This is a genomic window from Brevibacillus ginsengisoli (assembly GCF_050113715.1).
GTDB lineage: Bacteria > Bacillota > Bacilli > Brevibacillales > Brevibacillaceae > Brevibacillus_H > Brevibacillus_H ginsengisoli.
Window position 1 is genome coordinate 181,253 of sequence record NZ_JBNJQR010000009.1, and the last position, 12,628, is coordinate 193,880.

General features: G+C 44.3%; 12 protein-coding genes. 8 read left to right on the forward strand and 4 right to left on the reverse strand.

The features are described 5' to 3' along the window. Positions 1-58: 58 nt before the first annotated feature. Positions 59-1,144, forward strand: a complete 1,086-nt coding sequence (locus ACQCN2_RS18505; RefSeq protein ID WP_426930418.1) for a tetraprenyl-beta-curcumene synthase family protein — start codon at positions 59-61, stop codon at positions 1,142-1,144. Here the strand turns inward: ACQCN2_RS18505 and ACQCN2_RS18510 are convergent. After that, on the reverse strand, positions 1,141-1,314 hold the full coding sequence (locus ACQCN2_RS18510) for a DUF5325 family protein (protein ID WP_426930419.1): 174 nt from the start codon (positions 1,312-1,314) through the stop codon (positions 1,141-1,143). The two genes, ACQCN2_RS18505 and ACQCN2_RS18510, sit on opposite strands and share 4 nt — an antisense overlap. A gap of 120 nt (positions 1,315-1,434) precedes the next feature. Between ACQCN2_RS18510 and ACQCN2_RS18515 the strand changes: the two genes are divergently transcribed. Then, positions 1,435-2,031 carry a PilZ domain-containing protein gene (locus ACQCN2_RS18515; protein ID WP_426930420.1) on the forward strand — a complete coding sequence of 199 codons (597 nt, stop codon included), beginning with the start codon at positions 1,435-1,437 and terminating at the stop codon, positions 2,029-2,031. Between the two features lie 267 nt (positions 2,032-2,298). Here ACQCN2_RS18515 and ACQCN2_RS18520 read toward each other — a convergent pair whose 3' ends face one another. Continuing rightward, positions 2,299-3,942 carry a sigma-54 interaction domain-containing protein gene (locus ACQCN2_RS18520; RefSeq protein ID WP_426930421.1) on the reverse strand — a complete coding sequence of 548 codons (1,644 nt, stop codon included), beginning with the start codon at positions 3,940-3,942 and terminating at the stop codon, positions 2,299-2,301. A gap of 189 nt (positions 3,943-4,131) precedes the next feature. On the opposite strand from ACQCN2_RS18520, the gene ACQCN2_RS18525 reads away from it, so the two are divergent. Together ACQCN2_RS18525 and ACQCN2_RS18530 are read left to right on the forward strand one after the other, a co-directional pair. Further along, on the forward strand, positions 4,132-5,046 hold the full coding sequence (locus tag ACQCN2_RS18525) for a proline dehydrogenase family protein (RefSeq protein WP_426930422.1): 915 nt from the start codon (positions 4,132-4,134) through the stop codon (positions 5,044-5,046). Positions 5,047-5,169: 123 nt separating this feature from the next. Beyond that, positions 5,170-6,114, forward strand: a complete 945-nt coding sequence (locus ACQCN2_RS18530; RefSeq protein ID WP_426930423.1) for a DNA-3-methyladenine glycosylase family protein — start codon at positions 5,170-5,172, stop codon at positions 6,112-6,114. A gap of 35 nt (positions 6,115-6,149) precedes the next feature. Here ACQCN2_RS18530 and ACQCN2_RS18535 read toward each other — a convergent pair whose 3' ends face one another. Then, positions 6,150-7,067, reverse strand: a complete 918-nt coding sequence (locus ACQCN2_RS18535; protein ID WP_426930424.1) for a DMT family transporter — start codon at positions 7,065-7,067, stop codon at positions 6,150-6,152. Positions 7,068-7,358: 291 nt separating this feature from the next. On the opposite strand from ACQCN2_RS18535, the gene ACQCN2_RS18540 reads away from it, so the two are divergent. Continuing rightward, positions 7,359-7,769: an acyl-CoA thioesterase gene (locus ACQCN2_RS18540; protein ID WP_426930425.1), complete on the forward strand. Its 411-nt coding sequence runs from the start codon at positions 7,359-7,361 to the stop codon at positions 7,767-7,769. Between the two features lie 91 nt (positions 7,770-7,860). Beyond that, complete coding sequence (locus ACQCN2_RS18545) at positions 7,861-8,826, forward strand: metal-dependent hydrolase (RefSeq protein ID WP_426930426.1); 966 nt, start codon at positions 7,861-7,863, stop codon at positions 8,824-8,826. 106 nt (positions 8,827-8,932) lie between these two features. Here ACQCN2_RS18545 and ACQCN2_RS18550 read toward each other — a convergent pair whose 3' ends face one another. Further along, positions 8,933-9,280, reverse strand: a complete 348-nt coding sequence (locus ACQCN2_RS18550) for a VOC family protein (RefSeq protein WP_426930427.1) — start codon at positions 9,278-9,280, stop codon at positions 8,933-8,935. A gap of 395 nt (positions 9,281-9,675) precedes the next feature. Here ACQCN2_RS18550 and ACQCN2_RS18555 point away from each other — a divergent pair, with 395 nt between their 5' ends. Beyond that, positions 9,676-10,890, forward strand: coding sequence for a WG repeat-containing protein (locus ACQCN2_RS18555; protein WP_426930428.1), 1,215 nt, complete (start codon positions 9,676-9,678; stop codon positions 10,888-10,890). A 293-nt stretch (positions 10,891-11,183) separates the two neighbouring features. Continuing rightward, entirely contained in the window at positions 11,184-12,572 is a 1,389-nt protein-coding gene (locus ACQCN2_RS18560) for an MDR family MFS transporter (RefSeq protein WP_426930429.1), read from the forward strand. Positions 12,573-12,628: the final 56 nt, after the last annotated feature.

Sequence of the window (12,628 nt, forward strand, 5' to 3'; positions counted from 1 at the left end):
GAAAATGGAAGGTAGACGATAAACTAACGGTGAATCATCTCATTATGCTACAATGTTGATGAACATAAAGGAGGAACGGGACGTGAACGGGAAACCCATTCGGCATCCTTGGCAACTCATCTATAGGATGTATCGCTACGTAAAGCCCCAATTGGACAGAGCACTCGCAATGTGGCAGCAAAAGGCCGAGGAAATTCCCGACCCCGAACTGCGTAAGCAAGCACTGGCCAGTATTACATCCAAGCGATTTCATTGTGAGGGTGGATCGGTTTACGCGACGCAGGTGATACAAGCCGTCGATACGCTGATACCCTTAATTGTTGCCTATCAAACGATAAGTGATTATCTGGATAATTTGTGTGACCGCAGTACTTCCATGGACCCTATCGATTTTAGGCAGCTTCATTACTCCATGCAGGATGCCTTGACGCCAGACGCACCGCTTCGGGATTACTATCAGTTTCGGAGCGAAAAGGACGACGGAGGATATCTGGCAGGGCTGGTTCTCGCTTGCCAAGAACAGATCAAGAAGCTTCCATCCTACGCTTCGATTCAGTCAAAGGTGTTGGAACTCTCTACTTTATATAGTGATTTACAGGTGTATAAACATATTGCTCATGAAAAAAGAGAAGCTCAACTTCTCGACTGGTGGGAGAAGTACAAGCCTCTCTATCCGCAAATTCAATGGCAGGAGTTCTCTGCGGTAACAGGATCGACCATCGGTATTTTTGCCCTTTTCTGTCTTGCCGCCGATGAGCAGGTGGATCCTGACTACGTGAATGCATTGAATGCCGCTTATTTTCCGTGGATTTGTGGTTTACATATCTTGCTTGATTATCTAATTGACCTGGAAGAGGATCGTATTGGCGGCGATCTTAACTTTGTCAGCTACTATCGCTCCAGTGAAGAAGCGCTCTCACGAATACAGTATTTTATCGAACAAGCCAAACTGACGTTGGGACAACTTCCGAATCCGGAGTTTCACCGGATGATCGTGGAAGGACTGGTCGCATTTTATCTGGCTGATCGCAAAGTAAATCGCAGTCAACCGCAAATCTACACGATTTCCAAGCAATTGTTGAGAGAAGCGAGTGGACTCACTTCTTTCCTATTTTATTTGAATAGCTTGTTAGTTCGCCGTTAACTATGGTGTCTTTTCTTATAAGAGAAGCCGAAGCCCATCATACATACGGCAATAAGCCCGCAGGCAATCCCGCCAAACCAACTATTTTCACCAATAGCAACACCGATCCCCGCCAAGCTTGAGGCAACAGAAATGGCTATTAAAAGTGTCACAATTTTGTAGGTAGACATTTTGAAAGAAACCTCCTTTGAGACGATGATCTCATTATATCGTATTTTTATCAAAAAATAGGATTCTTTTTCGCCAAATAGGGTATATAACTTACAGAAATAATTGGGGGCGGAGGAAAAATGGAGAATTTCATTCAGATCAAGCGTGGGAATAGAATGATTGAAGGGCTCGTGAAGTACGAACAAGGAGATATTGTGGAGGCTCGTTTCGAGGAAGATGTTGAGATTAGTGTCGGTGATCCGGTGTCCTGCATGATTACGCGCGACCTTTCGGAGATTTACTCATTTGAAGGAATCGCTCTGGCGCGTGAACCGAAGCGGCTGATCATTTTTAATCCACCCAGTATACTGGAATATAAAGAACATCGGCGTCGATACCCTCGCTATGACGTGAATCTGGCTGGGTGGATACGAGTTCCACTCGAGATCGCTCCAAAAGAAGGACAGAATAGCCCGAGAGTAGAGGTTGTTAACCTGAGTCTCGGCGGAATCGCTTTTCGCGCTAACTACAAACTGTCTCCCAAATCCCAAGTGTCGTTTTACGCGGAATTGTACGGGCGAGAAGAGGGAATCCTTGAGTCCAAACTGGAGGTCATACACGTAAGCGAGGAGGATGGCTACGTGCATGGCTGTAAAATAGTCGATATTACCGGCAAAAGTCTGCATGAATTGCGCAAGTACCTGCTTCAGCGCCAATTGGAAGAGCTGACATTGTAAAAGTTTATGACAATCAATAACTCCAACTACTTTAGGAAGTAGTTGGAGTTTTTTCATTTCGCGCAAGCCCACTAAAGAAAAGACTTTGTCAATTATAGCCTCCTTGGAAGTGATGCCCAGAGAAGGAGTGGAGAAAGGAATTAAAGGCGCCACCCAACCCCTTTAGGGGCGCGCAGCGTTTGGCGACTTCCTTTCGTAATGACTGACCGGACTGAACATGCTTCTCTGCGAACTTCCACAGAGCGAAAAGGGACAAAGTCTTTTCGCTTACTCAAGCCCATACTTCCGCAGCTTATTGTAAAGAGTGCCTCGGGAGATGCCGAGGAGTTGTGCGGCCGCTTTTTTGTTGCCATACGTCCGGTCCAGAGCATTCAGGATTCGCTTCTGTTCCTGTGTTTCATCATAAATCGGATGAGCCGTATCGTGAAACGCGTGGTGATCATTCAAGTGAGCAGTGTTCCTCGACATGATCGGAGGAATATGACTTTTCATCGAGAGTGGCAAATGATCGTAGAGAATCACTCCTCCTTCTTGCAAGATGGATAACCGCTCAATGATATTGCGTAACTGTCTAATGTTTCCGGGCCAAGAGTAATCGTGCATCGCTTGCATGACCTCAGGTGAGACTCTGGGTACTGGATGCTCGTTGGCAGCAGAGTATTCAGTAAGAAACATCTGGACGAGTCCAGGGATATCCTCTTTGCGTTCGCGAAGAGGAGGGATATCGAGTGAAAAGACATTCAGCCGATAGAAGAGATCCTCTCTGAATTTCCCTTCGGCAATCATCTGCTCCAAATGTCGATTGGTTGCGGAGATAATCCGAGTATTTACCGTAATCGGTTCCGTACCGCCAACACGATAGAATTGCCTTTCTTGCAAAGCGCGCAAAAGCTTTACTTGCAGCTCAAGCGGCAATTCTCCCACTTCATCGAGAAACAGCGTCCCCCCGTGAGCAAGCTCCAGCTTTCCGGGTTTCCCCTTACGCTCTGCTCCAGTAAAAGCGCCTCCCTGATAGCCAAATAATTCGCTTTCGAACAGAGCGGCTGGAATCGCGGCACAATTGATCGCGATAAACGGTTTGTCCCCTCTGCGGCTGGACTGGTGAATCGCTTGGGCAAACAACTCTTTCCCTACACCGCTCTCCCCATACAAGAGGACAGTTGCGTCAGTCTGAGCGACCTTTTTTGCTGATTGAATGGCTTGTTGAATAGCTGCTGAGTGTCCTTTGATCGAAAAGAACGGGTCATCCGCCGCCTGAAAACGATTCATTTCTTGCTGCAAATTGTGCAGGTGGGCAGTGGTATGGGCCAGCTCTTCATGCAGGCGAACAAGCTCGGTAATGTCCTGCTCGATGGAAATCGCCCCAATAATCTGTCCATCGTGTCTGATTGGCGCGGAATTAATTAACACGTGCGAATCGGGGCGAGGAATGTGATAGACCCGCTGAACGGATTGTCCTTGTGTCAAGGCGTCATTGAGCCGAATCGCGTCACTGGCGAAGTGAGCATCCAGAGAAGTGCCTACAATTTCGTGTTTGGCGAGGTCGTAGATTTTTTCGGCTGCGTTATTCCAGAAGACGACGGTCGTATCTTTATCGACAACAGTAGTTGCTTCGCTCATCGTGGCGAGCAGGGTATCAAGCAAGGCGCCCTGATTGGTCGAAATGGCAAGAAGAGCTTCAATGAGCTTAAAAACGTTCAAATGTCCGATCGGCTTGCCAGCTTCATCCGTTACAAGCAAAGAAGCCGAAGTTTCAAGGGCAAGCGGCGACTGGCTGCATATGACACTAGCTGCCTCGTGCAAGGTAGTATTTACGTCTATTGAACCTAAAGCTGGTTTGTGTAATGGATCATGATCCAACGGCAATAAGAAATCGTGCAGGGTTGTGGCTGTCGAGAAAAGCGTTTTCATCTGGTCACATCCTATGAAGTGAAAAATGATATATGCACAAGTGTACATCATTGAACACCGATTGTACATATATGTCGATGTGTGGCGATAATTACCGACAAAATATGAAGAAGTTGTGACAAATTAGTTGGCACGATACTTGCTTTGATTATAAGGCTATAGAGCTAGATAAAGGGGAGACATAAGACGATGGAACAACTCATGAGGGACTTTTTTCTTTTCTTATCCAAAAGCAAATACTTGAATAGCGCAGCGAAAAAATGGGGGCTTCGTTTCGGGGCAGCGCGCTTTGTTGCAGGTCTTTCCATTCAAGAAGCGATTGGCAATGTACGTGCGCTCAATAAAAAAGGCTTGGTATGTACACTTGACCACTTGGGTGAATTCGTTTTCAGCGTAGAAGAAGCCAACGAATCGGCTGACTACTGTATTAAAACGCTGGAAGCGATCTACACATCTGGCGTAGACTGCAATCTGTCTTTGAAAATGACTCAGCTAGGCTTGGACATCAGTCGTGAACTGTGCGTGAAAAACATGCGCCGCATTCTGGATGCAGCCAAACAATACGGCAACAACTTCGTTCGTATTGATATGGAGGACTACGGTCATAACGAAATTACCTTGGAGATTCTGGACGAGCTTCGCAAAGATTACGATAACGTGGGAACCGTCATTCAAGCATACCTTTACAAATCTTCGGATGACCTAGAGAAGCTGAAAGACTGCAAACTGCGTCTGGTAAAAGGGGCTTACAAAGAGCCGGCGGAAGTGGCTTACCCGAACAAGGTTGACGTTGACGAAAACTATAAAAAACTGATCAAGCAACATCTGTTAAACGGCGGTTACACAGCAATTGCCAGCCATGATGACAACATCATTAACTTTACCAAGCAATTTGTAAAAGAGAACAATATCCCGAATTCTCAATTCGAGTTCCAAATGCTGTACGGTATCCGTACGCAAACTCAGGTTGAGATTGCCAAAGAAGGCTATAAAATGCGTGTTTACGTACCATACGGAAACGACTGGTTTGGTTACAACATGCGTCGTTTGGCTGAGCGTCCAGCGAACGTTTGGTTCGTGCTCAAAGGAATTTTCAGCAAATAATCAGGTGTAACATGACCCACTCGGCAACTTTGTCGGGTGGGTTTTTTGATGACATCATGATTCGGGCCATCTGACGTTGGGTGAATTTTATGGTACAATATGGAATTGAAAGAGAGGTGTCCCATGTTTACGACGACGATTACGGTTACGCCCCCCTACTCATTTGAACGCTTACTTCGTCGATTGGAATCCCATCCAGATGACCAATTCAGGATTGATGCGGATCATGGAATTCTTCGACGCGCATTTCGCCTAGCCGGCAAGCCGGTTTTGGCAACCTTGCAATTCGCCGGTAATTGTGAACAACCCCTGTTGACCGTGTCGACTGAAGCGACATTAAGCCCTGCACAGCAAAGGGAACTGACAGCCACTGTACGGCATATGTTTTCAATTGACTATGATCTCACGTCACTATATGTACACATGTCAAACGATCCGTATTTGAGACCCTTGTGCAAATCATTTCGCGGTTTACGCTATCTCCTTGACCCGGATCTTTTTCAATCCATGATTCGGACGATTATTGGACAGCAGCTGAATCTGGCCTTTGCCGCAACCCTTACTCATCGTTTGCTTGAAGTTGCCGGAGATTCTCTCCAAGATGAAGCGGGGAATACCTATTTGCTCTTTCCGACACCTGAGCGTGTTGCCCAATTAACGGTGGCTCAGCTTCGCGATCTGCAATTCAGCCAGCGAAAAGCGGAATACATCATTGATTTTGCCAAAGCTGTAGTAGAAGGCCGGGTAGAATTGAATCGATTGCAGGGCATGTCAGATGAAGAGGTAATCCAGTATTTGCTTCCACTGCGTGGAATTGGACGTTGGACGGTGGAGTGCCTGTTGATGTTTGGAATGGGACGGAGTGATTTACTCCCAGCCGCGGATATTGGGCTTCGCAATGGAATTCAACTGGTGTATGGACTGACCGATAAACCAGACGAACAAGAGATCCGGCGAGTAGGAGAGAGCTGGGCGCCTTACCGTAGCTATATTTCACTGTACATTTGGGAATCAGTAGGAGCGGCAAGGCGAGGAGAAGTGTTTTTGGATGAAAAAAGAACCCGCTGACTCACATAATCGTGAGTCGGAGGGTTCCTCTTTTCTTAATGTGAAGTTTGTTTGCTGGGCACATCGACTGTTTTTCGTAGATTGGAAACCGCCACGCCGCCTAGGATCAAGCAGGCTCCGAAGAAAAAACCAAGGCTTAAGTGCTCCCCCAGCAACAGCCAGCCAAAAAATGAGCCAACTATCGGTTGAATGAAGAAAAAGGCGGCCCCGCTTCCCGCACTCATCAATTCAAAGCCTTTGTTCCACAAATAAAAGGCTCCCGCAGTGGATACGATTCCTAAATACATTATTCCCGCCCAGATGTTCCATCCGAACGACCAGTTTACAGGGGTGACGGACAACTCCCATAGCATGACAGGGAAAGTGAAAATAAGTCCGAACAGTGCCGCATAAGTAGTGACAACGACAGACGAGTAAATGGATGTCGCCCGTTTGCTCATCACCGTGTACAAGGCCCAGGTGACGGCCGCAACCAACAGGATCAGGTTCCCGAGAAACGATGTGGAAACTGCCTCGTGATCGGGTACCCCAACAACTACGATCACGCCAATCGTGGCACAAATCATCCCGAGTAGTTGGAATAGTTGCAATCTTTCTCGCAGCATCCAAACGGCAAAAAGCACGATGAACGCTGGAGAGGCGGAAGTAATTAGAGCCCCCATATGCGCTGAAGAAAACTTGGTGCCCAAGAACTGCGCACCGATAGATAGCGTGATCCCCACGAATCCGATGCCCATCATGGAAGGAAGATCGTGACGTGGTACATAGCTTTTTTGAATGATCACAATACTGCCAAGCACAAGCAAAGCAATGGCAAAGCGAATTTCAAGCAAGGTAAACGGTGGAATCACTTCCAAAACGACTTTGCTAACGACATAGACGCCGCCCCAAATCGCCGCCGCCAATGATAAAAAAATACTTCCTAGAATTTGTTGTTTACGCTGCGTGTTCATTAGTTTGTACCTCCCGGAGTAGATCGTTGTTTTATCAGGTGTGTAAGGTATCTACTAGCCGGGTAGAATTGGGCGCTACTCCATTCCTATCCGACTAGGATCGGAGGAATGTGGGCACATCTAACTCAAATCGGGAGTGTTGCAACATGGTATTCACCTCCAACAAGAATTTGGCCATTATCCCTTATTATAACATCCTGAGGAAAAATCGCACTCTTCAATTATGAATGAATATTCACTCAATTATAAGAATGAGCTATACTGTAGAAAAACGGAAGTGAGGGAGTACATATGGCTGAACACGTTTTTACCACGATTGTCCGCTCGACAGAAGTCGATACAATTGGACATTTGAATAACGCGAAGTATTTGGAGTACATGGAGTGGGGTCGCTTTGAATTGATTACTCAATCGGGACTTAGTCTTGAGGAAATGAAGAGTAGAGGGATTTTGCCGGTCGTTGTCAATATTAACGTGAATTACCGCAAGGAAGTCCTGATGGGCGCAGAAATCAAGGTGGTTTCCAGGCCTCTGCGCCTCGGTGGCAAGAGCATCGTGCTGCGTCACGAATTGTTTAATGCCAAGGGTGACCTGGTTTGCGACGCCGATGTCACGCTGGTTATGATTGACGCCGTTCAACGTAAAGCGACGGCTATTCCTCAAGAGTTTATCGATGCCTATGAGGCCGCTATCAATCAATGAATTCATCTCCCTTTAACGTAAAGTTAACGAATCATCCACACTCCCTTGATAAACTGAAGATGGCGTAAAGCTTACGTTAAATGGAGGCGATATGATGGATACAGCGAGCCATCTGTTGTTCGGAGCTACTTTGGCTGGTTTGGCTTATCTTGATCCGGCCGTAGCCCAGCATCCCGAAGTAGCCTTGATCGTAATGGCGGGAACGTTAATCGGTTCACATGCACCGGATTTTGATGCCATGATCCGTCTCAAAGGATTCGTAAGCTACATTCGTCATCACCGGGGGATTACACACTCACTACCCGCTTTAGGGATTTGGCCTGCCCTTATTGGTTTGGGTCTGGCTTGGGGAACTGGATTATGGCAGTATGTTTCGACCATTTATCTTTGGACGTTTGCAGCTGTTTTTTTTCATGTTTTTCTGGACACCTTGAATGCGTATGGTGTTCAGTCGCTCAGACCGTTGCGTAAGAATTGGATACACCTCGATATCCTCGCAATTTTCGATCCCATTCTATTTACGCTTCATCTCGGAGGGCTTGTTCTTTGGTGGGGGTTCAAATGGAATCCTGTTCCGTTGTTCAGTTCCATTTATGCTGCGACGTTGATGTATATCCTGACCAAAGGCGTCTATCATTCCTACCTCGTGCGACGAGTGAGACAGACGATACCTGAGGTAGGTGTCTGTCATGTACTCCCGACACTTCATTGGTTTCATTGGTTGTTTGTGTTTGAGGTTGAGGATAAGTTTTATACCGGAAGAGTCATTGGCAATTATGTGATTATCGAGGATCAATACCCGAAAACAGAGCAGCATCCCATTATTCAAGCTACGATGAATACGGACGGAGTGCGGGCGTTTTTACAGTTTGCTCAACGGATTCATGTCACCTATCGAGAAATTCAGGGAGGGTATGAAGTCCGCTGGAGCGAGATGAGGTTCTGGTACAACAAGAAGCTTCCTTTTGGAGTGGATGTTGAGCTGGACGGTCAGTTGAATGTTGTTCACTATCGGATTGGCTGGCGGAAAAAAGCTTGGGAAGCACCATTTGTTTAAATGTTGATTTTTATATAGTAATGAGGGGAACCTTCATTTGTCGAGGTTCCCTATTCTTGTTCAACTAACGCCCTTGTTAGCTCAATAGCAAATGAATTACAACTCGTTATTTCTCCCAAAGCTCGACCAGTCGACCTTCAGGATCTTCAATCCAAATAAACTTTCCATATTCACTACTCTCTTTGTTCTTTGCAAGTGGTACACCAATATGTTCAAGATGCTTAATAGTCTCGTTTAGATTATGCACTTGGAAATTTAACATCACTTGTTGTTCTGTTGGGAAATAACTGTCATTCTCGGTAAAGAAAGAAAAGATAGTCTCATTTCCTAATTGGGGTTTTATCACAGTCCCATTCCAATTTTCTATTTCAATCTTCAATACTTCACTGTACCATTTTTTTATAACTTCAAGATTCTTAGTTCTCCAAAAAATTCCTCCGAAACCTTTTATCATCGAATCTAACTCCTGTCTATCATCAAATTTTTAGCTATCCGATTACATTAGATTTTCGAGATTTAAATTAAAGTTCCCTTTTAAACTATGTTGCACGATAGTTTAATAATTCGTAATCTGTCTTTCATCTATGTTTGTTAAGTCTATAACTATTTTTTCCATTGATTGATATTTTATTTTTAAGTCTCAAGTCAGTATTTCAGTGAACACATGCTTCTAAATCAGCATGGAATATTGGGAATGGATAGTTCAATAAAGATGGATTCGATATCGCATTAGAAAGGGCTTAAATTCAAGATTTTTATTGCTGTTGAAATAATATTATAGGAAAATATAACCATTAAAAATATTAAATTTTGTCCGCATTATAAATGCGTTCAGAGGAGTGATATGTATTGAAATCACTAAAGTGGTCATTTGCAATATGCTTTATAATGTTGGCTTTTTTGGTAGAAAGTAGTTTTGCAGCCAATAATCAAGTTGGAGCCCAAGTAATTGATAGAACAGCTCTTTTTCCCATGTATAGTCACAGTCAAAATAAATGGGGCATGGTTAATCTAAGTGGGAAACTTGTGATAAAACCACAGTACGACAACCTTATTTTTCCGCAAAATGCACTTCCGGATTTTGATACGGATAAGGATATTGGCCAATTCTATCAAGGGGAAAAAAAAGGTTACATCAATAATCAAGGAAAAATAATCTTTACCGCTCCTCGTGGTACTAGATATCTATTCTTTTTTCATGAAGGATTACGGTCGGTTTTTATGTGGGGAAATTACGATGGAAAATCACAATGGAAAGCTGGCTTCATAAACAAAAATGGGAAAATGGTAATAAAACCGCAGTTTGATCGTACGACAGATTTCAAAAACGGCGTGGCACCAGCTGAAATCAACGACAAATTCGGTTTAATCGATAAATCTGGAAAAATAATAACGCCTATTAAATACAAGAGTATAAAGGAATACGATGGAAAATATTACATCCCGATAAGTGAGAATTTTTTACTTGGTTTGATGGATCAGAATGAGAAAATAGTTATACCTCCGAAATTTGTATATTTAGGAGATTTTTCTGAAGGAATTGCACCTGCTGGACTTCCGGGTGAGCTTCGTGGTTACATTGATTTTACTGGGAAATTTATTATTGAGCCAAAATTTTTTGAACCGGAACAGTTTGAAAATGGAATTGCCAGAGTAAGAGAAAGAAATGCGAATCTAAAAGGATTCAAATATGGTTTCATTAATAAGAAAGGTGAATGGATCGCTGAGCCTGGCACCTTCGGTGAGAAACAAGAAATATATACTTGGTATAACAACCCAAATATAGTGCAATTCTTCGACGATAACTACTTCTTGGGGGCGATGAACCTGAAAGGTGAAATTATTTCGCAGCCTTATATAAAAGTGCATCGCGTTCTAAAGAATGGTCTTGTAATAGTTTCTAACAGGAATAACTTATTTGGAATTATAGATAAAAATATGAAATTCGTACTCCCACCTGTTTATAAGCAATTGGACGAGTATAATGGTTTGTATTCTGTCGACCAAACAAAAGGTGGATATATAAATTTGCAGGGTAAACTTGTAATTCCGCCGATTAAATAATCTGTAAAAAAAGAGTTCCCACCTAAAACCCATTTCAACTAAACTGCTCGATAGTTAGTGCAACCGACAACACAATCATATCATATACAGGAAAATTACCATCCCATGAAGGCAACCGCATTTTGCTGATGCGAGTTGCCTTTTTTTACGCCAAAATTTATAGTTTAAGGAGGTATCTGGCCATTTTTAAACTTTTTGATTTATTAAGTTGACAGAGAGCCGAACGCTGTTCATTATTAACACATAACAAAAAACGGCAGTACCGTTTTTTCAGAAAAAGGAGTAAGCAGACGATGACGATGGATTCAACGAAACGCAATGTCTTTATCGCGTTGATGGTTGCGACGTTTTTAACCGCAATTGATACCACCATTATTAGTACGGCGATGGCAACTATCATCCGCGATTTAGGACAAAGCGAGTATATTTCATGGGTGTTCTCCATTTACTTGCTGACAGCGGCAGTGACGACGCCTATTTATGGGAAGTTGGCTGACTTGTTTGGCCGTAAGCGGATTTTTTTATTTGGTATTATTCTGTTTGTCCTTGGGTCGTTTCTCTGTGGACTATCCCAATCGATGATTCAATTGATGATCTTTCGGGCGATTCAAGGCTTGGGGGCCGGGGCGGTACAGCCGATTACCATGACGATTATCGGAGACATCTTTACACAGGAAGAGCGAGCCAAGCTAATGGGCCTATTCGGAGCCGTTTGGGGAATAGCCGGAATTGTTGGGCCGCTGGTTGGCGGTTTTTTTGTGGATTTTGTTTCCTGGCATTGGATTTTTTATATCAACATTCCGGTTGGCTTTGTTTCGATTTTGTTGATCTCGAAATTCTTCCATGAACAAATTCATAAGAAACAGGTGTATATCGATTATCCTGGCGTTGTGCTGTTCTCGATCAGTATTGGATTGTTTCTGTATACCCTATTGTCTAGCGGGGAAACAGGAAGCTCGCAGGTGTCAGGCTCATCGCTTGTTCCTGTATTGATTAGTGCGGTGTTGTTCGCTGTTTTTCTACAGGTGGAAAAGCGAGCCAAAGAACCAATGCTTCCGCTTCGCCTGTACAAAAGCAAGCTGATGACGATTTCACAAGCTGTCTCATTTGTCCAGAGTGTGGTGTTAATCGGGACTTCGGCATACTTGCCGATCTGGATTCAGGACATTCAAGGTCATTCCGCCACTTACTCCGGGTTCACCCTACTTCCGATGTCTATCGGTTGGCCTGTGGCAGCTTCTATTGGTGGTCGAATCCTGATCAAATCCGGGTATAAACTTGCCTCCATCATCGGATCGATCATTATGATTCTAGGCAGCGGGTGGATATCGATCATTACTCCTGACAGTCCACAATGGATGATTCCAGTTGCCATGTTTGTTTTGGGATTAGGCTTTGGATTCACAGTGACCTCCATTACCATTGCTGTTCAGAGCAGCGTAACGTGGCAACAGCGCGGTGTAGCTGTTGGATCTCTCCAGTTTGTGCGAACCATGGGGCAAACGGTTGGGGTAGCTGTGCTTGGGGCGGTATTTAACAGCTATATGACAAGCATTCAACTGTCGGCCAAACCATTAGGATTGGAATCAGTTTTTGATATCATGTTCTATTGTGCGGTGCTAGGATTGTTGATCGCTATCGCTTTGCCAAAACATGCAGAGCAAGTGGAGCAGGGAACCTAAGACTAATAAACCTTCACCGAAAAGCAAAGACCGTAACAGCTGTTTGGCTAGTTACG

Excerpts from the sequence above, each read along its gene's own strand:
- ACQCN2_RS18505 (WP_426930418.1), top strand. The coding sequence starts at position 59 with ATGAACATAAAGGAGGAACGGGACGTGAACGGGAAACCCATTCGGCAT.
- ACQCN2_RS18510 (WP_426930419.1), bottom strand. The coding sequence starts at position 1,314 with ATGTCTACCTACAAAATTGTGACACTTTTAATAGCCATTTCTGTTGCC.
- ACQCN2_RS18515 (WP_426930420.1), top strand. The coding sequence starts at position 1,435 with ATGGAGAATTTCATTCAGATCAAGCGTGGGAATAGAATGATTGAAGGG.
- ACQCN2_RS18520 (WP_426930421.1), bottom strand. The coding sequence starts at position 3,942 with ATGAAAACGCTTTTCTCGACAGCCACAACCCTGCACGATTTCTTATTG.
- ACQCN2_RS18525 (WP_426930422.1), top strand. The coding sequence starts at position 4,132 with ATGGAACAACTCATGAGGGACTTTTTTCTTTTCTTATCCAAAAGCAAA.
- ACQCN2_RS18530 (WP_426930423.1), top strand. The coding sequence starts at position 5,170 with ATGTTTACGACGACGATTACGGTTACGCCCCCCTACTCATTTGAACGC.
- ACQCN2_RS18535 (WP_426930424.1), bottom strand. The coding sequence starts at position 7,067 with ATGAACACGCAGCGTAAACAACAAATTCTAGGAAGTATTTTTTTATCA.
- ACQCN2_RS18540 (WP_426930425.1), top strand. The coding sequence starts at position 7,359 with ATGGCTGAACACGTTTTTACCACGATTGTCCGCTCGACAGAAGTCGAT.
- ACQCN2_RS18545 (WP_426930426.1), top strand. The coding sequence starts at position 7,861 with ATGATGGATACAGCGAGCCATCTGTTGTTCGGAGCTACTTTGGCTGGT.
- ACQCN2_RS18550 (WP_426930427.1), bottom strand. The coding sequence starts at position 9,280 with ATGATAAAAGGTTTCGGAGGAATTTTTTGGAGAACTAAGAATCTTGAA.
- ACQCN2_RS18560 (WP_426930429.1), top strand. The coding sequence starts at position 11,184 with ATGACGATGGATTCAACGAAACGCAATGTCTTTATCGCGTTGATGGTT.